The sequence below is a fragment of the Candidatus Villigracilis vicinus genome (genome assembly GCF_016702885.1).
Taxonomy (GTDB): domain Bacteria; phylum Chloroflexota; class Anaerolineae; order Anaerolineales; family Villigracilaceae; genus Villigracilis; species Villigracilis vicinus.
Map to the genome: position 1 here is coordinate 299,986 of NZ_JADJDD010000001.1, position 22,693 is coordinate 322,678.

A 22,693-nucleotide genomic window follows, 5' to 3' on the forward strand; every position below is an offset into this window, starting at 1 on the left:
TCACAAAAGTATGGCGTCAACTTCCGAGCCAGCAGGCACGCATTTTACACCAGCGGGGATGATTAGTAAAGCATCCGCCTGCACCAGTGAGAGAAGATTGCCCGAGCCTTGGTGTCCAGTTAGTGTTGCAAGACGGATTCCCTCCTGCGTGTGCAAGGTCGCCCGCAAGTAACTCTCTCGTCCATCTGATGTGATCTCTTCCACGCATCGCACACGAACCGTTTGCCTGCCTCCATCCAGTTTCCCGCTCAGCCGCTCAAGTGTGGGACGAACGAAAACTTCAAAACCTACGAAGGCTGAAACAGGGTTGCCTGGCAGCCCAATGAACGGAATGCCGCGATACGACCCGAATGCCAGCGGTTTTCCCGGGCGCATATTCACTTTCCAAAAATCCATACTGCCATTGGCTTCGATCACTTCCTTGATGAAGTCGAATGCGCCAACACTGACCCCGGCAGAAGAAAGGATCAGGTCTGCATGTTCCTGTGCCGCTTTGTCGAGCAGATCGGTCACAGATGCGCGGGTATCCTTTGCAACGCCCAAACGGATCACTTCAGCATCTGCACTCAAGATCGCTGCTGCCAGTGCATAAGAATTCGAATCACGGATCTTGCCCGGCTCAAGCGGTGCCCCTAATTCCAGCAGTTCATCGCCAGAAGAAAGCAATGCCACCCGTGCTTTTTTGTAAACGCTCACATCCGTATAGCCAAGCGTTGCCAGCAAACCCAGGTCTTGCGGTTTGAGGATTCGCCCTTGTTTTATGACAATCTCGCCAGCCCGAATATCCATGCCGCGTGTACGAATGTTTTTTCCCGCCTGCATTTGTTGCGAAAATGTGATCATGCTTGGGGGAACCGTCCCAGCGCTGCGATTTTTGAAATTGGTGTCTTCAACGGGGATGACGCAATCTGCACCTTGAGGGATTTGCGCGCCGGTCATGATGCGGGCTGCCTGCCCGGCTCTCAGAGTAACTGTCGGTGCAGAACCGGCTGGGATGTCGGCAACCACGTTCAATGTTGAGGATGAAGCGGATGTATCTTCGGTCCGCAGTGCAAACCCATCTACAGCGGAATTATCGAAGGGTGGGTAATCGTCATTTGCAGAAATATCCACAGCCAGCACACGACTAGCCGCATCAATAAGCGGAATTCTCTCCGTTGTGGAGGCTGTAAATTGAGAAAGGATGCGCTCGCGCGCTTCATTAACGGTAAGCATATCGAAGCGCCGCGATTATACCCCCATCTGAATTCTGATATTGTGAGTTGTACTTTTCGTAATGGAGGCGGAATTTATCCTGGCTTGGTTCTAACGGCTTCCATCACATTCGGTAGATTTTCGATGCGGGTGAGGATGCGGCTTAGTTGTGTCAGATCTTTCACTTCAATGATGAGCTTTAAATCCGCGATGCTGCGGTTTACGTTGACCGAGACATTGTTGATATTGATGTTCTCGTCAGAAAGCAGGTTTGAAATATCGCTCATGAGTCCCTGGCGGTCGTATGCCTTGATCTTCACCGGCACGGGGAATGTTTGCTCTGCATGCCCCCAGCCTACTTTGAGAAGGCGTTCGCGGTCTTGGGTTTGCAAAATATTTGGGCAGTCAAGGCGATGGATCGTTGCGCCGCGTCCACGGGTGATGTAGCCCACGATCTGGTCGCCGGGCATCGGGTTACAGCATTTTGCCATGGTTGCCAGCATTCCCTTTAATCCTAAAACTTCGACTGCATCAGTTGGTTTATGAGGAAACGCCGGTGCGTTGGCTTCGAGGATATCCTTTATTTCTTCGGTGTTGGAGAACTGTTTGATGAGTTTGCTGATCGAAAGTTCGCCTGTGCCCAGGTCAATGAACATGTCATCAGGGGTTTTGTAGCTGAGTTCACGTGCCAACTTCTCAAAATTCACCTCGGTAATGCCAAGGCGTTGCAACTCGCGTTCTAAGGTATCGCGACCAGTGGCGAGATTTTGTTCATCTTCCAGCTTTTTAAACCATACACGGATCTTCGATTTGGCACGTTGGGTCTTAACCAAGCCCAGGTTGTTGTTGAGCCAATCCCGGCTTGGTCCGCCGCGCTTGGCGGTGAGAATCTCTACCTGATCGCCGGTCTTCAATTCATGGTCAAGCGGCACGAGTTTGCCGTTCACACGCGCGCCGCGGCAGCGATGACCAATGTCTGTGTGGACAGTGTAGGCGAAGTCGATGGGGGTGGACCCTGCTGGCAGGTCTATGGCGTCGCCGCGTGGGGTAAAGATGTATACCCGGTCACGGAACACATCACTTTGCATCGATTCGACGAATTCGGTGGCGTCATTCACGTCCCCGCGCCATTCCATCATTTTACGCAGGTCTTTGATGCGTTCTTCAAATTGCTTGTCGTGCCTGCCGCCTTCCTTGTATCGCCAATGCGCAGCGATGCCATATTCGGCGTTCATGTGCATTTCCTGTGTGCGGATCTGGATCTCCAACGGACGTTTGTCGTCGTACATTACCGCAGTGTGCAGGGATTGATAGTGGTTGTCTTTTGGTGCTGCGATGTAGTCATCGAACTCACCGGGTACCGGCCGCCATGTGGTGTGGATGACGCCTAATGCAGCGTAACACGAGGGGACATCCGGCACGATCAAGCGTACGGCACGCACATCATATAACATGCCGAAAGACTTGTCTTTCTTTTGCATCTTTTTGAAAATCGAATAAATATGCTTGGGGCGCCCGCTCAGCTCGGCTTTGATGTTGTTCTTTTCCAACAGACGCACCAAATTTTCTTTGATTTCTTCCAACTGTCGCTCTCGGTCGGGGCGGCGCTCTGCCAGTGACTCGGCGATCTCTTTGTATTTATCCGGCTGAACGTAACGGAAACTGAGGTCTTCCAATTCCCATTTCAATTGCCAGATGCCGAGGCGGTTTGCCAGCGGCGCGAAAATATCGAGCGTTTCCTGCGCAATACGTTTGCGCTTGTGCTCTGGCATGTGCCCCAGCGTGCGCATGTTATGCAAGCGGTCTGCCAGTTTAATCAGCACCACACTTACATCTTCGCCCATGGCAAGGAAGGTTTTACGCAGAGTCTCTGAGATCATATCTTCCTTGCGCCCGAGCAGGGCAGGTTCTATGACCACATCCTCTTTTTCGTCTTCATTATTTTCAGCATGCTGATCGCCGCGTGAAACTCGCGGCAGGTGAGTTAATTTTGTCACCCCATCAACCAGCAGACGCACCGTGTCCCCAAACTCTCGGCGGATATCCGCCAGCGTCACTGGCGTATCTTCGACGGTATCGTGTAATAACCCGGCAGCCACTACTTCTGCTGGCACTTTTAACTCCGTGAGAATTCTTGCCACGGCGATGCAGTGGTTGATGTACGGCTCGCCTGAATGGCGCTTTTGCTCGCGATGCGCCTCTTCTGCGTATGTATACGCGCGCATGACCAGTTCCCGGTCGGTGTGTGTGTAGTTCTCCGGGAGCTGTTCCATTAATTTATCCATTGGGATTTCAATGACTGCCGATTTCATCCCCTGATTTTACTACGCCCGCTTCATCCTGACGCCGGGCTTGTTCCTGTTTTCTGGCGGCTTCTCTTGGTTTTGGAAAAAGAAAACCCGCCTCGGCGTTATTTTTGAGGCGGGCTATATTTGCGGGTGTATTTAAAGGGTTTTCAGCAAAGCTTGATGGCTGTTCCTCAACCGGTCGGCGACTATTTCAGCTACACGGCGCATTACTACAAATCCATGTTCCGGGTTGTTCTCAAGCAGCTTCATAAAAGAGTCGGCAGGGATGCTCAACAATGTGGAGTCTTCGTCGCACTCGGCGCTGGAGGTGTAATGGAAAGGCGGCACGATGCCAGACCAGCCAAAACTACGAAATGGCGTTGAGATAAAGGAGACGGTTACGCTCTCAGGTCGGGAGGTTAGTTTCACGCGCAAAGCGATGCTTCCTTTCAAGAGAAAATGCAATTTGTCCGCTTTTTCGCCTTCATGAAAGACAAACTCGCCCTGTTTAGCTTCCGCCTCGGTGCTTATGGCTGCTATTTCTCTTAAGAGCGACTCAGGTAATCCATTGAACAAGCTGAATTGGGAAAGGGTTTCCGTACTGATCATCTTAGGTTGTCTCCAGTTTTCAGGGTGAGATGGGTGAATGGGGTGGTGCAGGTTGCAGGTCTGATCTTGAGGCGCTGGGTGTCACCTCAGTGAATCCTTGATATCGTCACGCAAGTCCAGCGAATTGCCAAGGATAATGCCAAATATAATTAAGAAGACAGCGATGATAAGAGCCACCCAAATGGCAAAAAAGGAATCCCAAAGTTCTGGCAGTACGATGATCGCTGCCATGCCGAGGGTAAGCCCATATAGAGGTGTGCGTATGACGTGGGGAATGTCTTTCCATGCGCTTGTTAACTTGAACGGCTTGCGCATGCGTCTGGATTTGACGGAGTAATTCTGTTGGAGTTTGCGTTGTTTTACCAGCGGGTCACGATCGGCGATCTGCTTTTCGCGTAGACGTTTGAGACGTTCCTGTTCCTGGTTGGACATATCAGCCTCCTTTGAATATTTGCGGTGTCAACAGAGAGCAAGTATCCTTGATAAGTTTATAATATTCTACAGGAAATTAATAAAATGTCAGTCACAAATAATGTCACAAGATTTTTAGATGCCCGTAAGACAAAGTATAAAGCATTTGAGCTGCCTGTTGAAAAATTAGGAGCCGTGGAGGCGGCACAGTTCTTGAACGTGCCGGAAGAGCAGGTTTTTAAGACCATTGTTACCAAGCGTGAAAAAGGCAAACCGGTGCTGGCTGTTATCCCAGGTCGGCATGTGGTGGATTTGAAGTTGCTGGCGAGCTTTTTAGGTGAGAAGAAGATGCATTTACCAACCGAACGCGAAGCCGAACAATTGACCGGTCTACAGGCAGGTGGCATTTCACCGTTGGCGCTTATCAATAAAGGTTTTCAAGTTGTGATCGATTCTGCTGCGCAAAAATTTGAAGAGATCTATATCTCAGGCGGGCAGCGTGGATTGAACATTCAATTGGGTGTAAAAGATCTGGCGTCATTGGTCAATGCCCGGTTTGGCGAAATCAGCCGGGTGGATTAAAAAGAGCCGGAAATTTTCCGGCTCTTTTTTTATGATTGAAATTCGGCGACCATCTCTCCATTGACCCACAGGCGATAGTGTCCCTGCGGAAAACTTCCCAAAGGTTGATTGACCGAAAACGGCTCAAGCACCTGAATGCAAATTTCGCCTGGATCCACAACTGAGTACACATCTATATGAAGGTTGTTGTCTGAATCGGGTGTATTTACGGCAATGCGCAGTTTATGGCATGGTGTTGGTAAATTCCCTGTGATGTTCAGGTTAAATTGCAGAGGGTAACTTTCCAGTGTGAGTAATTCTGAAGTGTCAACAAACACTGTGCCGCGAGTTAACGAGCCATCTGCAGGGCTGGGAGCGTATTCGCCGGTTTGAGGTGAAGCTGGCTCGTCGCTGCTGACAGCTTCATCTGGCGCCGGGGCGCATGCTGAAGCAATAAGTAGGAATATCATAATAGTGAAGCGTTTCATCAGGTCTCCTTTTGGAAAATGACGATGATCTGCCCAGATAAGTTCCATTTTGGGCAGGTTATATGAATTAATACGAGACGAAATCGCCCGCCAATGCATCGTTGATCCAGACATAGTATCGGCCGGGAGAGTAGGTTCCGAGCAAAATACTGGTTTCAAATTGTTGGAAGACATTGTCGCATTCAACATCCGGGTTGATGAGACTGTACACCTCTACAAAGATGCGATATTGCTCATCAGGCGGGTTGATATTAACTCTTAATTCATTGCAAACACTGGGCATATACCCTACCAAGGCGAGTACAGCGCGCGGCGGGGTGAACCCGTAACTCTCTGAAAAACCGACAGATGTTAGCGTGACCGATGCGGTTTGCCTGCCAGTGTCCTCAATTTTGGGTTCGAAAGGATTTTCATTTGGCGTAATGCGATATGGTGGTGCGGCGGTGGGCGTCGGCTCGGGGGTGGGGATAGGGACGCAGGCACTGATCAAGATCGCACAAAGGAATAGATAAGCGGATCGCATTCTTATATTTTATCCGAAGCCGGTGTTTCCGCGTTCTTTCCCTGCCAAATAATAAAGCCCACTCTAAAAGGGTGGGCTTTATTGAGGCGTAAATTATTTTTTCAAACTTTCCAACCCCTGCAAGAGTTGCCCTGATGATGTTACGATCGGACCGGCATATGGGTCGTTCGATAAGAATTGACCGGTTCCTAATCCGTGATAGATACCTGCAGGAGTGGCGATACAGATCAAAATATGATCAACTTGTGCCGGAGGCTTTGGAACGACATCCACTACCACCAATGGAATGGATTTAACCGCATTTTCCCCTGCCTTGATCACCGCTTCTACTTTTTCATTTAGGGAGTCGTTTGGTTTCTCCCAAATGACTCCGCCGCCTGAAGAGTGCAAACTTCGTGCTTTGTGGTCAGCATATGCGACCACCAACATAATGCCCGTTGGTGTAAAAACTTCTACCATCACACCATACACTTGTTTTGAGATTTCAGCGGGCGGCTGGATCTTCAAAAAATAGCGCATGAACATCCAGGCTTGCATATAGTGACGCGGTTCAAGACCGGGTGCTTCAATGATCTGACGATAAATTTTCTCGGCTTCAGAATTATTTTTTGCCAATACATGCTTGCGTGCTGCTGCAAATAAAGACCACGGATGTTCACTCATTTCCCCTTTGGGCCATTCGTTTAGTGGAACATTGCCTATGAAATGTGCCCTAAGGTCTGGAAATGGATTTTCTGTTTTTGTTTCTTTTTTCTTAAATAAATTGAACATGGATTCTCCTGAAAATTTCTTGCAGGAGTATATTCGCTTCACATGCAGAGTAAATAGGACGTTTGGTTATTTAATGCATATATCATACCTTTGGGGCATCTGCCAGCGATTTTTCCACAGCGGCGACTGCGTGGATCCTTGTGGTCGGGAAGAGTGGCGCATTGCAATCACCTTCCTTGATGAGTAGTTCGATCTCTGTGCAGCCGAGAATAATTCCCTGTGCGCCTTGAGAGAGCAGGTCATTCATAATGCGTTTGTATTCTTCCCGTGATGCTTCCATGATCTTGCCAAGCACCAATTCTTCGTAGATCACACGGTGAACGATGGCTCGATCAGATTCGTTCGGAATAACGACTTCCAGTCCGTAATCGTTGATCAGACGTCCTTTATAGAAATCATGTTCCATGGTGAAACGTGTGCCGAGTAATCCGATCCGATGCATACCTGCTGCAACGATCTTCTCTGCCGTGGCATCTGCGATATGCAAAAAAGGAATGTTCACATTTGCAGTGATCTGGTCGGCGAGTTTATGCATCGTATTGGTGCAGAGCACAATGAAATCTGCGCCGCCGCGTTCGAGGTCTTGCGCACATTTCACCAGAATGTGACCAGCTTCGTCCCACCGGTCTTCGTGTTGCAGTTTTTCGATCTCGGCGAAGTCTACAGTCACCATTAGACTCTTTGCTGAATGCAGCCCGCCCAGTTTTTCCTTCGCCGTTTCATTGATGATGCGATAATACTCTATGGATGACTCCCAGCTCATCCCGCCGATCAGACCGATTGTTTTCATGAATGAATTCCTTCCATGGGTGATTTTACAAATAATTGCGGGGCGATGACATAGACCCCGCTTCCCTCTACAGCGACGGTTGCATCAGCCAGACGGATCTCTCCTACGCTGACGATTTTCCTCGTGCTCTTTTGGGTGATTCGCGCAACCGCAAGAAGCGGCTGTTCGAGCGGAAGCAGTTTCCGATAATTGATGTTGATGTTTGCTGCTACTACTTTATAACCCGCTGCCCAAACTACCAACCCCATCACTTCATCCAGCACCGCCGCCGATGCCCCTCCATGTGCATGCCCAGGCGGACCCTGGTGTGACTTGTTCAACATGAATTCAGAGGTTAGGACACCGTCGTCATCCACGAACATTGTGATACCGATCGAATTCGGGTTTTCATTCCCACAGACAAAACACCAGCCATGATATGGAAGTTGACGTTTCATGGCGCTGATTTTATCCCCTTTCATGCTAAAATTCACAAATGATGATACGCGTAAAAATGATCGCTAATTATCGTGATGTTCTGCCTCCCGGTTCAGTGAACGGCGTTGTGGAGTTGGACGTCCTTGAGGGGGTAACGGTTTACGATGTCATATCCCGCTTTGATATCCCCCTCAATGATGAAAGCGTTATCGTGTTGAATGGTCTCACTGTGGAGATGGATACACCATTAAAAGAAGGCGATACGGTTACTGCGTTTTCTGCCATTGCTGGCGGATAGATCAGAACGTATGAAAGCATAACTAAAAACTTCCACCCCAAGGAGCAAACATGTACGGCTGGCACCTCAAAATTTTACGTGTAAACCTTACGACCCGAAAAGCCACAAAAGAAGATGTAGACCCGAAGATCGCCCGGGATTATCTTGGCGGGCGCGGTTGGGCGATCCATTATATGTATAAAGAAATGGACCCCATGGCGGAACCGCTCTCTCCAGAGAATATGTTGATCTTTGCTACGGGTCCGCTGACGGCCACTCCTGCGCCAACGGGCAACCGTTATATGGTCGTTACCAAATCTCCGTTGACGGGTGCATTGGCGCATTCCAATTCGGGCGGTGAATTTCCAACATGGATGAAACGCACCGGGTTTGATATGTTCATTTTTGAGGGAAAAGCCTCAGAGCCGGTATATGTGTTGGTGAATGAAGACCAGGTTGAGGTCCGGTCTGCGGCGCATGTGTGGGGGAAGGATACGCATGAGACGACGGATATCCTCAAAGCAGAGACATCTGATGAAGCGCGTGTCGCCTGTATTGGACCCGCTGGTGAAAACCTTGCTTTGATGGCAGCCATCATGAATGACAAACATCGCGCTGCGGCTCGTTCAGGTGTGGGTGCTGTGATGGGGAGCAAGAACCTCAAAGCGGTGGTTGCGATGGGTAATAAAAACCCGCCATTGCATGACCCTGAAGGAATGCGTTCGATCAGCGTAGGAACCTCCAAGAATGTGGGCGCGGACGTAAAGAAGGGTTCGAACATGCGCATTTACGGCACATCCTATGTGCCACAAGTGACCAATACGCTGGGTATTTTGCCAACGCGCAATTTTCTGCAAGGAACATTCGAGCATGTTCACAATGTGGATGGCGACGCCCTTAAAGATCAATACCTGGTGCGGCATACACCCTGTTACCGTTGTCCACTTTCGTGCGGGCGTTTAACAGAAGTGCCTGATGGTCCATATAAAGGCAAGGGAGAGGGACCTGAGTACGAAACGATCTCGTCGCTGGGTACAGGCTGCGGTGTGAGTAATCTTGCAGCTCTGGTGAAGGCGAATTATTTGTGCAATGAATATGGCATGGATACGATCACCACTGGCATGACCATCGCTGCTGCGATGGAAATGTACGAAAAGGGATATATCCCCGAAGATGTGATCGGTATGCCATTGAAATTTGGCGACCACGACGCCATGATCGCCATGATCAAATTGATGGCGTACAACGAAGGCTTTGGCAGGGAGCTTGCCATGGGAAGTTACAGACTTGCCGAGAAATATGGGCACCCTGAGATCGCTGTAACCACACGAAAACAGGAATTCCCTGGATACGATCCGCGCGGTTCGCAGGGTATGGGGCTGTTATATGCCACCTCCAATAAAGGCGCTTCACATATGGAAGGCGATGTTGCGTACGAGGAGGTTTTTGGTGTGCCGGTTAAGGAGAACCCGCTTTCCACGGAAGGCAAGCCCGCCCTCGTCAAACACTTTGAAGATTCTTTTGCGTTGATCGATTCATCTGGTTTGTGTGTATTCGTGGCGATCCGCTACGTATTCAATAAAGATCGCATGATCTGGCCGGAGACTCTTGCCTCCATGATGAATTTGACCACCGGCGCAGGATATACCCCTGAAGAGGTGATGAAAGCTGCCGACCGGGTATATACGCTTGAGCGTATGTTCCTGATCAAGGCTGGTTCGGGACCCGAATGGGATACACTCCCGTATCGTATGTTACACGAACCTCTGCCCGATGGTCCTGCCAAAGGCAAAGTTGTGGAACTCGATAAGATGCTGCCGGAATTTTATAAAGAGCGCGGCTGGGATGAGAAGGGCTATCCAACAAAAGAGAAGCTAATGGAGTTGGGTCTGCCAATGTAAAAGGACGCAAAGAAGGATCGTGCCCTTGGCAAGTTAATCGAAAGGAATTCTGATAAATGCTTGAAAGAGCAGATATCAGAATTCCTTTTTTGTTTCTCTGTTGTAAAGCAGAAATACAGGTTGGTTATAGATCATCGATCACGATGCAGTTCCGTCCGGACTCTTTGGCATCGTACATGGCTTTGTCTACACGTTGGAGCAGTTCTTCAAGCGATTCGGGGGTGGGACCGGTACGCATTTGGATAACGCCGATGCTGATCGTTACCGACACATCGTCCCCGTCATCCGAATGGACTTTGAGGTTGGCTACCCTTTTTCGAATGCGTTCTGCAAGGGTGTACGCCTGTGTTGCGGGCGTCATTGGCAGGAAAATGATGAATTCCTCGCCGCCATATCGCCCGAATAGATCTGAACTTCGAATTTCAGACTGCACCACAAGCGCGATTTCCATCAGGATCTTATCTCCAAGGCTGTGTCCCCAATGATCGTTGATCTTCTTGAAGTGATCAATATCGAACATAATGACAGACAGCGATAATTGATATCGCGCCGCTACCTTAACCTTTGATTTTGCCAATTCGAATAGGTGTCTACGATTATTGATTCCGGTTAATTCGTCAGTACGAGCCAGGTGCGCTTCACGAGTCAGTGCATGTTGGAGTGCGTCTTTTGCCTGCCGCACTTCTTCTTCCATGCGTTTTCGCTCACTAAGGTCAGTGACGACCGTGATGGCTCCCTTGTAATTGCCTTCAGTGCCGCGAGGCACTCCAGTGATCAACACTGTGGCGATACTTCCGTCTGCCCGCACCAAACGAGCTTCGTACGTTGTTGTTTTTCCGGCTGTTCGTAATTTTCGTTGAATGTTAATTTTTTCGACTTCCTCGGGGTCTGCAACTTCTTTGGGTTTTTTTCCGATCAGATCCTCAATTTCATACCCCAATAACTTGGCGTAGCCCGGGTTCACAAATTCAAACCGTCCTTGTTCATCCAGAACGGTAAGACCTTGTCCCATCAAGTTTATGATTTGGGATGAAAAATCGCGCTGTTCTTTCAGCTTTGTTTCTGTTATTTTGTGCTCTTCAACTTCTGACATAAGTTCGGTCATGACGTGATGAAGTTTATCTTTCATGATCGTGAACGAATTTATTAAGCCTTGTAACTCCACGACGCGCGTATCCATATTTATTTGATGGTCCCAGTTACCCGCCGCCAATATGTTTGTGGATTGCTCTAACTGTTGAATTCGGGTCGTAATCTTTGAGGCAATAAAAAAACTGGCGCCAATGGATGCTACCAGAGCGGTAAGTACAAGCAGAAGAGCTGTGCGGTTGCCGACATCGATGTTTTTAAAAAAGGCAGATTCTGGTGCGGCAATAACAACGATCCAGTCAATTCCACGTTTATCGTTTATGGAAAAGTATTGCAGGAAGTGTTTCTTCCCATCCAGGTCAAATTCAATGGGTTGTTCTTCATCCGGAATATTTTCATACGCCTGATACTTCTCAAGTAATAGTTTATTGGACTGACGAATTAAAGCGGATTGACTGTCTTGGGCATAGATCCGTTCTTTGGTGCCGTCGTTGTTCGTGTCTTTGAAAATTATTTCATTGTTCGATGTAGCGACTAACGCCCCTGAATGTTCAATGATAAATATTTGCCCCACAGAGCTGAAGCTGAGATTTTTGAGATAATCGCTTAATTGTAAGAGAGAAATATCCACAGAAACAACACCAAGCAGGGTGTTGTTCATTTCATCGTAAACTGGGCGGCTTGCGGCAAGTGCCATGTCCTGACCGGTGAAAAGGATGTATATTTCGCTCCATACTGCATCTCCGTGCTGTGCAGCGTTGATGTACCATGGGCGTAGGCGCGCATCGAAATTTGGCACAATGGATAATGGGGGGGTGAGTTTTTCTCCGCTTTCATCCACGTATAACTTAAGGAAGTTCCCATGTTGAAAGTCCCCGGTCTCTGTTACGTAAAGAGTGCCACTTGCACCTTCACGTCCAGCGCCTGCCAACCCTCCGCTTGAATTCCCAAAATAAATACTGGTGATGGCTGGGTAAGTTTTGACCTGATCTAAAAAATATCGCTGAAGCTCTTCGGTGTTTTCTTTGTTCAGCCTGCCTATTTGAAGTGCGGATGCGTTCAGTTGGTTAATTTGATGGGGCGTGTTCAGGAGTGTGACCAGATGGTCTTGAATATGCGCGGCGGTTTCATCCCTAAGTTGACTCGTAACGTTATTTAGCGCGGTTCTTTCTTTTGTGTACACGGTGTAACTAACCATTCCGATTGCGAAAAATATTAATAAGCTATAAGGAATGGTCAGGATGGTTTTTAATGAAAGGCGGGAAAGAAAACGCTTTTTCAAGTCTGACTGCATTTCAGACCCCTCTCTGTATCGTTATAAAATAACGGAGATATCATGGATTTCTTCGTCGTGACAACCAATTTTTGAAGGCTTGCGCAAATTTTGAATTCCATTACGGTGTTGCCATTTCAATTATCTTGAAAGTCCATACTTATTAAGATGTTGCGTAAAGAATTGTGACTTTAATAAAAGTGGGGATATTCTTGAAGATTTATAAATAAATTCATTTTTGAATCTGGGTCACAACGATGGTAATTATACATTGCATAAAACTTTGAATTAAAAAGAAAACATTTCAGTTTGGAAAAGAATTCTCGCGCCCGTTCATATAAGATGTTTTTTTTGTATTTTTTATGGCATTTTATTGCTTGCAGGCTTTTACTCGCTGCGATATTATTTCATTCTATGAACCATGCAGATGCGAATATTCTTTGTAAGGCGTGCGGGTTGTGCTGTTCGGGTCACCTTTTTTCATGGGTACGGCTGAATGCTTCGGAACTTGAGAAGGTTGAAAAGCTCGGATTGGACGTTATCCGCAATGATCCGCGTCAGCGCGGTTTCACTCAGCCCTGTGCAATGTGGAACGGCGTCTGTTCTGTGTATACATCGCCAGATTATCCTCGCAGCTGCCAAAAATACAGGTGCAAAGCCTTGCGCCAGCTTTTAGAAGAGGACATATCTTTACAGGATGGGTTGATCATTGTGAGGGAAACATTGGTATTGATCCGCGAGATCGAGTTGCTCCTGCCTAAATCGTCCATGATCAGTTTTCGAGAACGTTTGCTCGCCCAAAAAGAAATTCTTGAGGTTAAAGAAAAGATGCTCAGTGCGATGGATGAAAGTTTTTTGCAAAAGGCTGTAACGTTACTTGCACGGTATGAAGATCTGTTCGGCGTGGATGATTTTATTGATTATGAAACCTAGAAACTTATGACTTATCCCACCATTCCAAAACTCGCAGCGCTCTCAAAGTATTCCATCTGCTTGGCTGTCCCGGTGTTTCGAGGTCGAAAAATTTCCTGCCAGACATGCCTGAGTTCATAACCCAACGTCCATCCTTCTTTTGTTTGCGTTGTAAGAGATCGATCGCTTCAGACATACGTTCGTCTTTTGGTGCGTTGCAGGCTTGAAGATAGTCCAATCCGCGCAGGAAATCAAATCGCCAGCGGGGTGGGAATGGCATGCTTGTCATTTTTGCATCAAAGACCCTGCCTGTTCGGTGAGATTTATATATCCGATGTGCCAGGAGGAATTCATGTGCCCGGGCGCGGATCAGGCTGACCTGTTTTTTCATCTCAGGGAATGCACATTCGTATTCGTACAACCCTTCAAGCGCAGAGATCGTGGTGTGAAACGAGGAATGAGTAGCGCCTTTCGGCGATTCGCAATTCCACCCACCGTCCGCCATTTGTTGGTTGATAACAAACCCAGCCACTTTGTGAATGCGCTCATCTGGATATCTGAAGTATGCCAGCAAGGCAAGGATCATGCTGGTTACACAAGTCTCACTATATGTCCATGAATACGAGAACAAGTTAATGCCCCCATCTGAGTAAAACCCTTCGTTTAGTAATAATTGACACGCGCGTTTTGCCTGTGGATGCTTCGGAGGTAATCCTAACAGGCGCAGGGTTAGCATGGTGTACGTGGTGGATATCCATTTAGGTCCGTATAGCCCGCCGCCCCAGCGCCCATCGGGGTCTTGGAGGTCGATCAGGCGTTTTCCCCAGCCTTCTTTTGCGATCTTATTGCGCTCGCTATTGTATTTTGTTGCTGGCAAGTGCAGCAGGTCTCGTTGCACTTGCCAGCGAATGGAAGGATCACCTTTGAGCAGCCAGGAGAGAGTATCTGGATTCATACTAACCTTTGGACTTAACTGTGTATTGCATCAAGCGTAACCCTGTCGGCATGAAGACGGCAGATGATGCGTGTTTCGTGTTCGCGTTTTTCCAACGGGAAGATATAGCCATAATAATGGGGATGTTCTGTGTATTTTCTGGTAATTTCGTCGAGGTGCTCGAGAGCGCCAACTTGAACGATCTCAACCTGCCCACGGATCTGAATGAACCGGGCTGTGTTTTCGGGATCGATAATAAGCAGGCTGGCGTTTGGGTTGCGGCTTAAATTCCGTCCCTTTTGACGTTCGAGTGTGGTGTTGACACAGACACATTCGCCATCGAAATCGCACCATACAAGGCTGGATTGCGGTTGACCGTTTGTCATCAGGGTCGTTAACACTCCATGGATGGGGCGGGTGAGCAGGTCCATGTGAGAGGCGGGAATGGAATTTTTCATGAAGCCGCCTCTTTTTTGCGCGCATCCAACGTGACGACGCGTATCACCCGGATCTTGCACAGAACAGGATATTCTTTTTCTTTCAACTCAGCCGGGACACAAGCACCAAAATAGGGCGCTTTACCCGTATATAGAAAAGTTAGATGATCGAGGTGTTCCATAGCACCTGCCTCGGTCATTTCAACCACTTCACCGCGGATCTCAAGTGAACGCAAGGGTTGGCGCGGGTCGTAGCAGAGCAGGGTCACTTTGGGGTTGGCGCGCATGTTTTTTTCTTTGCGAAAACCCTTCATGGTGTTGACCCGCATGTGAGTGCCATCAAAATCACACCAGACGGGTGTGGTTTGAGGTTGACCGTTGGGCATTAGGGTCGTTAGGGCTGCAGCCGGAGGGCATGTTGCCAGGTCGAGAAAAGCGGCGGGAATTTTATCTGTCACGATTCCTCCATTTCAGGTTCATTCTATCGCTTGTGTTGTTGAAATGGGAATAACAGGTGATGGGTGCTTTTTAATAAATGGATGAATCGTTTGAAAATACCGGGGGAATAAGATTTATTTGATGATCGATCGCAGGTCATTGGTTGTTGAGAAATATTTTCTAAAAGCTGAAGTCTCGTTCAGGAGTCCCTGCAGGGCTGTATACAACTCCACTTGCAGGTATGGATTTTTCTCCTGCTGACCTTTGGTCAGGGTAACGAGATCTTCCTCCATGTTGATGGTGAGTTGTCCACTCGCGGCGAGCCATTCCAAACCGATCTGAATGACGATTTTTCGCGCAGCACAGGCGGCGGCAAGCTCATCAATAGTGCCTTGTCCATTACGTTGATTGAGGATGTACTTGCATAACCCAGCCAGATAAGACAGGAATTCGTCCGGTTTTTGTTCGACAGGGGAGACCCCAAAAACATAAACGGTTTTGGGTCTAACGATCTCCAATGCGTTTCTTAATTCGGCGGGAGAGGGCGGCGTGGTGTAAATGGTCAGTTCGTCTGACTGGGTAAGGTTGAGGCGGTTGACGCCCACGGCACGGTCGGGTCCTTCAGCCCAGACGAGGGTGGAAGGTTGTACGTTCAGCAATGCGTTTTGCAGGCGCATATCGCGAATTTCGATCTTCGATCTTTTTAGCTCAACGGGCGCTTCATTTGTGATGCGAAATTCCTTGAATTGCAAGGAGACTTGTTTCTGCCCGCGGAAAGTGCTGGAACGCATGGAAAATGCCACATCGAATGTACTGCCTGTTTCAGGCAAATCTTCGCCCGCGCCACCCCACCACAGCAGACTGGCGGTATTCCCATTTGCATCTTCCACGTTCAGGCGCAGATGTTCCTTGGCTTTGCCAAGTGTAGTTGCTGATTTCAAGGTCACATTGCGTGCAGCAAAAGTTAATTGAGGGTTGCCTGCTCCAAAGGGAGCTAGCATTTCCAAACTCTCAGCGAGAGAGATATTGAGGTCGGATAAGGCTACCCAGGCATCGATCTGAAGCGTAGGTTCTTCAAAGACGATGGAGCCCAGTTGCTTTTCAACGGCTTTGCCCAACCCTTTGCGGAATGCAGGTAGATCATCCTTGTGCAGCGACATGCCCGCAGCCATGGGGTGACCACCGAAGCCGATCAGAAGTTCTTTTTGAGTGGCAATGGCTTCAGTGATATGTAACCCATCTATGGAGCGAGCTGAACCGCGCAGGATTCCGTCATCTGATTCGCTGAAGAGAATGGCAGGCTTGTGATATCGTTCGATCAGTTTATTCGCCACAATACCGACCACGCCCCCCGGCCAATTGGGATGCGAAAGGATGATGACTGGGTCTGTTAACAGGTCGGGGGTTTCGTGAAGCTGCGCTTCTGCGGCGTCGTAGACTTGCTTTGTCAGCATGCGTCGCTGCGCATTCAAGCCTTCGATCTGGGCGGCAAGTACACGCGCGCGCGACGACTCTTTTGTGATCAACAGATCAACGGCGGGGTTGGCGTCGCCAAGGCGACCGAGTGCGTTCAAACGTGGCGCAAATGTGAATCCGATCGTTTCTTCAGTGAGGGTCTCTAAAGATGCGCTGGCAAGTTCTGCCATGATTTTCAAACCGGGTCGTTTTGTTTCGCGCAGTTCTTGAATGCCCTGCCTTGCAAGCGAACGGGTTTCACTTTGAAGCAAGGCAACATCGGCAATGAGACCAAGAGCGACGAGATCAAGTAGGGAAGAATGGTGAAGCTGGGCTTCTTTGTTCGTTTCCAAAAGCGCCGCAGCCAATTTATACGCCACACCTACGCCCGCCAAATTTTTCAGCGGATGACCTTCAGGCAATAATTTTGGATTGATAATGAAATTTGCGTTTGGAAGTGTTTCGCCAGGGTCGTGATGGTCAGTGATGATGACCTCCACGCCGCGCGAGTTGGCATAGTCTATGGCTGTGTGCGCGGTGATGCCTGTATCACAAGTGAGCAGCAGTTGAGCGCCGCCGTCAATGATCGGTTTGAGCGAATCGATGTGAATGCCATGACTTTCCTTGCCGCGGATGGGAATGTAGAAGATCACATGTGCATTAAGTGCTTGCAGGGTTTGTACCAGCAGGGCAGTGGAGGTTTGACCATCAACATCAAAGTCACCCCAGACGCATATCTTTTCCTGATTGCGGATAGCCAAAGAAAGCCGCGCAACCGTCTTTTCAATCTCCGGGAATTGAGCAGGAGGATTTTTTTCTGGATAAAGAAACGCCTCAGCATCTTCGGGGCGGTTGATCCCGCGTCGGAGGAGAGTCACTGCGACGAGAGGAGGCAAGCCCAAGGCTTGGAAAGATGCGGGAATCTCTATTGGAGAGGGTTCAATCCAACGGGTCATTTGACTCGTGATGCGATCTGTTTAAGTTGTATCGGGCTGACGGGTTTGAGTAGGATGAAATCCGCTTGATCTTGCAGGCTATCTGCCTGACGGTGGTCTGCAGTGGCAAGAATGACCGTAACCTTCTTGAGGCGAGCATCTGAACGAATATGAGCCAGGATCTCATTGCCCTGCACCCCGGGCAGGTTGAGGTCGAGGATGATCAGGTGTGGAGTGATTTCAGATAAGCGCTGAAGGGCATCTTGCCCGTTTGTAAATGTTTCGGTCGTGAAATCTTCGTTCAAGGTGAGAGAGAAGATGCGGTTTAGCTGGGGGTCATCTTCGATGACGAGAGCGATGGGGTTGGTCATAAGGCCTCTTTGACGGTTTCTGCTATTTTTAACAAGCGCGCCACGCTGATGGGTTTTACGAGCACGTAGTCGGCTTTGCCTTCCAGATCTTTTAGTTTGAAGATATCTGCCGAAACGATTGCGATCACTGTTTTGGGGCAGCGTACCCGCACGTCTGCGAGAATATCAACGCCGGAAGCGTACGGCAGGTGCAAATCTAGGATCATCAGTGCGGGTTGTTCGGCTTCGATCAGCCCTTGATATTGGTTCCCGTAAATATCAAGGGCGGTGTCGAACCCTGCATTTTGCAAGGTGGTTTGGAAGATCAAACTCAGCATGGCATCGTCTTCGATGATGACCGCATAAGGTGGATTCGTCATGCGGGTTCTTCTGACTGAATGATTGGTAAGGTTACTGTGAATGTACTTCCGACACCAACTTCACTTTTGAGGGCGATCTTGCCGCCCATTAATTCTATCAGTTGTTTGCTGATCGCCAGTCCCAGACCAGATCCGCGGTTTTCCCGCGTCAATGCGTTGCTGACCTGGCGGAAAGGCTCGAAGATATTCTGCTGTTCTTCTACTGGAATCCCCGCGCCTGTATCGCTTACCTCCATGCACCATTTGGTTGGGGATGAGGCTGAGAGCAATATATGCACTTTCCCAGTGGTAGTGAATTTTATGGCATTACCGGTTAGATTAAATAAAATTTGCTGAAGGCGTTTGAAATCTCCACGCAATTTTTCAGGAAGGTCAGAGGCAATGAACGCTTCGAACTCAAGTCCCTTTTTATTGGCAAGAACCTGCATGGTGTCAGTAACACGTTCGAGCAGGTCGGCAGTTTTGAAATTATCATAATGCAAGGTGACCGATTGTGACTCGATCTGGGCTTCATCTAAAAGGTCATTGACGATATTGGTGAGGTAACGGGTGCTCTCGACCACATTGCCTAATGCTTCCACTTGTTTGTCGTTTAATTCGCCGAACATTTTGTATTGAAGCAGCTCGGCGTATCCCAACACACCGCCCAATGGTGTACGCAGTTCGTGACTTACCCTGGAAAGTAATTGGCTTTTGAATCGGCTTGCATCCAATGCCTGATCGCGCGAGAGGGCAAGCGCGTCCTTTGCCTGCTTCAACGCGGTGATATCGCGCCCTACCGCCTGAAACCCGACGATCTCTTCACCTTCCATAATAAGCTGCACATTTTGACCGACCCAAACGATATGTCCATTTACAGTGATGGCGGGAAATTCATAATAAGTATTCATCGTGCGGCTTAGGGCTTGCCTGTCGTAGATGCGCTTCATCTTATGGCGAAATTCAGGAGTGGTCAACTCGAGGTAGCTTTTTCCAAGTACATCTTCTTCACTGGCGTACCCCATCATATTCAGGGCGGAAGGGTTGGCGTAGGTGAATTTACCCTTCAAGTCGGTGCGATAGATCATATCGCTGGCGTTCTCAACGAGTTGACGGAAGCGAGCTTCACTTTCCAAGAGTGATTCCTCGGCGCGTTTTCGGCTGAGAATACCGGAGACGGCATCGGCAACGGCGCGTAGGAAGGGTTCGTCCTCTTTAATTTTTTTATATCCATGCGGCAGATACAGGACGATTACGCCCAAGATGTGATCGCCTTGCAGAATGGGAATGTTGTAATGACCGTGTTCTTCGATTCCTTCATAGCGGATATTATGACGATCATCGAGACAATCGGAGAATTGGATCTCTTTTTTCAGGGCGGCAAGTCCGCATAGGCATTGCCCTGGTACGATCTGGGCACATTTGACCTGTAACTCCGGGGCAAGGTTACGATGGGTGTGCAGGTGCAGTTTGCGAGACTTCTCGTCCATCAAGAAAATGCCTCCCTTGGGAGTTAGTTTCATCCAGCTGATAGACAGTAATTGGTCTATGATGTCTTCCAAAAGATCGTTGGTCGGGCGACCTTCAAGGCTGATGCGCAGTAATGAATCGATGACCTGTTGTTGTTCATGTGAGCGCCGCAAAGATTCCTGCAGGAGCTTTTCTTCGGTCACGTCTTGTTTGATTTCTACGAAATTTGAGATGATGCCATCCTGATCGTACACTGGCGTAATGGTTGCGTACTCCCAGAATTCGCTGCCATCTTTGCGTTTGTTGTGGAATTCGCCGTGCCAGGTTCTTCCTGTTTGGACTGTCATCCACCAATCCTGAGTCTCGTGTGGTTGTGTGCTTTCACTGCCTTGCATCAGGTCACCAGGTTTTTTACCAAGCGCTTCCTCAAAGGCATAGCCCGTGATTTCTGTGAATTTTGGGTTTACATATTCGATCTCACCCTGTTTGTTGTGGATGATGACCGTGTTACCGCTTTGCTCCACCGCCCGCGAAAGTTTACGCAATTCGTCTTCTACGCGCTTCCGCTCTGAAATATTCTCTTTAATGGCAACGTAATTCATGATCTTGCCGCTTGAGTCGATGACCGGGGCAATTGTGGCGAATTCCCAGAAGAGTGTGCCGTTCTTGTGACGGTTAAGGAATTCGCCGTGCCAGGTCTCGCCAGAGGAGATCGTATCCCATAATTTCTTGTAATACTCTGTAGTCTGTCTGCCTGATTTTAAGAAGCGCGGATTTTTGCCAAGTACTTTTTCAACTGCATATCCAGTGGATCTTTCAAATTGAGGGTTGGCATACTCGATATTGCCCTTGATATCAGTAATAACAATGCTAGAGCCGCTCTGCTCAATGGCGCGATAATACCGGCGCAGGTTTTTGCTGGCTTTTAACGCTTCGTCACGTGCATCCAAAAGCTCGCGGGTACGCTCTTCCACGCGCTGTTCGAGCAGGTCGCGTTCTTGTTGCAATAGGTTTGATGCCTGCATTTCCTGATTCCAGGCACGGTTTAGGTTTTCCAACAATACTGTGATCGCCGCACTCATTGCTCCGGTGCCAGCTCCGAACACAAACAGACTGCTTAATGCGGCTGATACACTGTGCGGGATCACCTGGGCTTCATTGACCGAAAACGGAACAAGGGTCCTCAACCCAATGAGCCATCCCAAAAAGCCCATGGTCCCAAGGCTGATCGACCACATCCATATCCCACCAGTGCGTCCGCGCAATATGGTCGCACTGACCACCAGTGACATGAAGAAAACAAAACCCTCTACTGAATAACCAAAATTGACGATCTCAACCACGCCAAGACCATAAATGAGATAAAGGAAAAGAGTAGTTCTAATACCGAACGAGATATTCCTCACGCCCCCAAGCAGCCAAAGAAACAGGATAATGCCAGTATAAGAAATGAACACCAGTTGATACTGCGATAATCCTGTTCCCAATATAACCAGCAAGGCAGTCCCCACCAGCGCAATGATGCGAAGAATAATGGTGAAGGCGCGTTCCAATGCTTGATGCCAGCTTGGCTTTACATTTGGCGGAATGACCAGATCAGTCTTTGTGGATACGATGATGATTCTTTTTAGAAAGTTCAGAATGGATGAATCGCCCGTCTCCTCTTTAAGGGATGGCTGCTCCTGTATCTGCGGGCTGGGCGCTGGCTGGGAATTTGAGCTCCTGGAACGCAGCTGCAAGATAGGATCATCAACGATCAGACGCAAAATGAGCACATGCCCCAATGCTTGATTTTGAGCATCTTCAAACGGCGCAAAACGCAATTCATACTGTTGGTAGGATGCACCGCTGCCGGTGACAAGCGAGTCTGTCCACTCTTCTGGATCTTCATGAATGCGCCTGACGATATGTCCCCAGCGGACCAGAACATCATCCATATTCCTGCCCAACGCGGACTCTACTGGTACGCCGATGATGCGTGCTGCTGATTGGTTGATATCCACAATATTTTTGCGCACATCCAGAACGATCATGCCGTCGCGCATCGAATCCAGAATGAGGTCACGAGCGATCGGAGCGATATTAACCAGCCTGAATCCAAAGATCGCCCATGTGATCGCCACCATGCTGACAGTAAATGCAAATGGAGTCGGGTCCAGATAGGGGACAGGGCTATTGCCAGTTAAAAAGAGAATATTGCTTGCCCAGGGTGCGAGCAAGGCGACGATCATGGCTATGACCTGTCCGCGATACATGCTCTGGTTTCGGAATAATGTGCGGGTAAGCACAATGCTCCCTGCCAAAAGCAAGAGATAAGAAAATGCAGAATGTACCCAGAACCAGACACCATGCACTGCACTGATCGCAGAATATGCACCCTGCTGAGTGACCGAGTATTCACTCCAGATCAATCCGTGCCATTGGGTGGTGACGGCAAGGAGAAAGGTGGTGAATGGCAAGATCACGCCCCACGTGACGAAGCGCTGCAGCCAATTGTTGGTGTAATTCCCATAATTTATCGCGAATACAAGCCAGAAATACGGCGCGAATGGGATTCCCGCGTATTGGGCAATTCCCCAAAAGAATTTGGTCTTCAGGTCTGCGCCGGCGATCTCAAGTGCATAGAAGAGCGACCAGAGCGCCATGCTCAATGCCATTAAGGCAAGTGCCGTCGCGCCGTTAACAAAGCGCCGCCTCCATGCGTAAATAGTGATGGAAAAGGCGATCCCCGCGACGAAGATCAAAGGAAGGATGTAAGGAGAATAGGAATATTGCATGGCGTTCCTGAGAACTGCTTGGCTATTTTTTAGA

Annotated in this window: 21 protein-coding genes; 4 read left to right on the forward strand and 17 right to left on the reverse strand. The window is 48.8% G+C overall.

Translation table 11 applies throughout. The annotated features are described in order from the left end of the window. From glp to IPG80_RS01540, 4 genes are all read right to left on the reverse strand, one after another. On the reverse strand, window positions 1-1,215 hold the full coding sequence (gene glp / locus IPG80_RS01525; protein WP_345101908.1) for a gephyrin-like molybdotransferase Glp: 1,215 nt from the start codon (window positions 1,213-1,215) through the stop codon (window positions 1-3). Between the two features lie 74 nt (window positions 1,216-1,289). Then, the gene (locus IPG80_RS01530) at window positions 1,290-3,506 is read right to left on the reverse strand and encodes a bifunctional (p)ppGpp synthetase/guanosine-3',5'-bis(diphosphate) 3'-pyrophosphohydrolase (RefSeq protein ID WP_345101910.1); all 2,217 of its coding nucleotides are present in this window, start codon (window positions 3,504-3,506) and stop codon (window positions 1,290-1,292) included. 132 nt (window positions 3,507-3,638) lie between these two features. After that, complete coding sequence (locus tag IPG80_RS01535) at window positions 3,639-4,091, reverse strand: cyclic nucleotide-binding domain-containing protein (RefSeq protein WP_345101912.1); 453 nt, start codon at window positions 4,089-4,091, stop codon at window positions 3,639-3,641. A gap of 81 nt (window positions 4,092-4,172) precedes the next feature. Further along, a complete protein-coding gene (locus IPG80_RS01540; RefSeq protein ID WP_345101914.1) occupies window positions 4,173-4,523 on the reverse strand; it encodes a hypothetical protein in 351 nt (116 codons plus the stop codon). 84 nt (window positions 4,524-4,607) lie between these two features. Here IPG80_RS01540 and IPG80_RS01545 point away from each other — a divergent pair, with 84 nt between their 5' ends. Then, window positions 4,608-5,084, forward strand: coding sequence for an aminoacyl-tRNA deacylase (locus IPG80_RS01545; RefSeq protein ID WP_345101916.1), 477 nt, complete (start codon window positions 4,608-4,610; stop codon window positions 5,082-5,084). A 29-nt stretch (window positions 5,085-5,113) separates the two neighbouring features. On the opposite strand, the gene IPG80_RS01550 is transcribed toward IPG80_RS01545, so the two are convergent. From IPG80_RS01550 to IPG80_RS01570, 5 genes are all read right to left on the reverse strand, one after another. Further along, window positions 5,114-5,551, reverse strand: a complete 438-nt coding sequence (locus tag IPG80_RS01550) for a hypothetical protein (protein WP_345101918.1) — start codon at window positions 5,549-5,551, stop codon at window positions 5,114-5,116. Window positions 5,552-5,618: 67 nt separating this feature from the next. Next, window positions 5,619-6,074 carry a hypothetical protein gene (locus tag IPG80_RS01555; protein ID WP_345101920.1) on the reverse strand — a complete coding sequence of 152 codons (456 nt, stop codon included), beginning with the start codon at window positions 6,072-6,074 and terminating at the stop codon, window positions 5,619-5,621. A 93-nt stretch (window positions 6,075-6,167) separates the two neighbouring features. After that, entirely contained in the window at window positions 6,168-6,845 is a 678-nt protein-coding gene (locus IPG80_RS01560) for a hypothetical protein (RefSeq protein WP_345101922.1), read from the reverse strand. 82 nt (window positions 6,846-6,927) lie between these two features. After that, window positions 6,928-7,635 (reverse strand): aspartate/glutamate racemase family protein, encoded by a 708-nt coding sequence (locus IPG80_RS01565; protein WP_345101924.1) that lies wholly within the window; start codon window positions 7,633-7,635, stop codon window positions 6,928-6,930. Then, the gene (locus IPG80_RS01570) at window positions 7,632-8,072 is read right to left on the reverse strand and encodes a PaaI family thioesterase (RefSeq protein WP_345101926.1); all 441 of its coding nucleotides are present in this window, start codon (window positions 8,070-8,072) and stop codon (window positions 7,632-7,634) included. The genes IPG80_RS01565 and IPG80_RS01570 overlap by 4 nt, the downstream gene beginning before the upstream one ends. 38 nt (window positions 8,073-8,110) lie before the next feature. On the opposite strand from IPG80_RS01570, the gene IPG80_RS01575 reads away from it, so the two are divergent. Both IPG80_RS01575 and IPG80_RS01580 read left to right on the forward strand, forming a co-directional pair. Continuing rightward, window positions 8,111-8,350, forward strand: a complete 240-nt coding sequence (locus IPG80_RS01575; protein ID WP_345101928.1) for a MoaD/ThiS family protein — start codon at window positions 8,111-8,113, stop codon at window positions 8,348-8,350. Between the two features lie 50 nt (window positions 8,351-8,400). After that, a complete protein-coding gene (locus tag IPG80_RS01580; protein WP_345101930.1) occupies window positions 8,401-10,230 on the forward strand; it encodes an aldehyde ferredoxin oxidoreductase family protein in 1,830 nt (609 codons plus the stop codon). Between the two features lie 124 nt (window positions 10,231-10,354). Here IPG80_RS01580 and IPG80_RS01585 read toward each other — a convergent pair whose 3' ends face one another. Further along, complete coding sequence (locus tag IPG80_RS01585) at window positions 10,355-12,613, reverse strand: diguanylate cyclase (protein ID WP_345101932.1); 2,259 nt, start codon at window positions 12,611-12,613, stop codon at window positions 10,355-10,357. 393 nt (window positions 12,614-13,006) lie between these two features. On the opposite strand from IPG80_RS01585, the gene IPG80_RS01590 reads away from it, so the two are divergent. Then, entirely contained in the window at window positions 13,007-13,525 is a 519-nt protein-coding gene (locus tag IPG80_RS01590; RefSeq protein ID WP_345101934.1) for a hypothetical protein, read from the forward strand. A 4-nt stretch (window positions 13,526-13,529) separates the two neighbouring features. Here the strand turns inward: IPG80_RS01590 and IPG80_RS01595 are convergent, their stop codons facing one another. From IPG80_RS01595 to IPG80_RS01625, 7 genes are all read right to left on the reverse strand, one after another. Then, window positions 13,530-14,459 (reverse strand): hypothetical protein, encoded by a 930-nt coding sequence (locus tag IPG80_RS01595; protein ID WP_345101936.1) that lies wholly within the window; start codon window positions 14,457-14,459, stop codon window positions 13,530-13,532. 14 nt (window positions 14,460-14,473) lie between these two features. Beyond that, window positions 14,474-14,896, reverse strand: coding sequence for a PPOX class F420-dependent oxidoreductase (locus tag IPG80_RS01600; RefSeq protein ID WP_345101938.1), 423 nt, complete (start codon window positions 14,894-14,896; stop codon window positions 14,474-14,476). Continuing rightward, window positions 14,893-15,333, reverse strand: a complete 441-nt coding sequence (locus tag IPG80_RS01605; protein ID WP_345101940.1) for a pyridoxamine 5'-phosphate oxidase family protein — start codon at window positions 15,331-15,333, stop codon at window positions 14,893-14,895. Before IPG80_RS01605 ends, IPG80_RS01600 begins: the two co-directional genes overlap by 4 nt. 114 nt (window positions 15,334-15,447) lie before the next feature. Then, window positions 15,448-17,724 (reverse strand): single-stranded-DNA-specific exonuclease RecJ, encoded by a 2,277-nt coding sequence (gene recJ / locus IPG80_RS01610; RefSeq protein WP_345101942.1) that lies wholly within the window; start codon window positions 17,722-17,724, stop codon window positions 15,448-15,450. Then, entirely contained in the window at window positions 17,721-18,074 is a 354-nt protein-coding gene (locus tag IPG80_RS01615; protein WP_345101944.1) for a response regulator, read from the reverse strand. The genes recJ and IPG80_RS01615 overlap by 4 nt, the downstream gene beginning before the upstream one ends. Further along, window positions 18,071-18,433: a response regulator gene (locus IPG80_RS01620; protein ID WP_345101946.1), complete on the reverse strand. Its 363-nt coding sequence runs from the start codon at window positions 18,431-18,433 to the stop codon at window positions 18,071-18,073. The genes IPG80_RS01615 and IPG80_RS01620 overlap by 4 nt, the downstream gene beginning before the upstream one ends. Then, window positions 18,430-22,659 carry a PAS domain S-box protein gene (locus tag IPG80_RS01625; RefSeq protein WP_345101948.1) on the reverse strand — a complete coding sequence of 1,410 codons (4,230 nt, stop codon included), beginning with the start codon at window positions 22,657-22,659 and terminating at the stop codon, window positions 18,430-18,432. Before IPG80_RS01625 ends, IPG80_RS01620 begins: the two co-directional genes overlap by 4 nt. Window positions 22,660-22,693 lie beyond the last annotated feature (34 nt).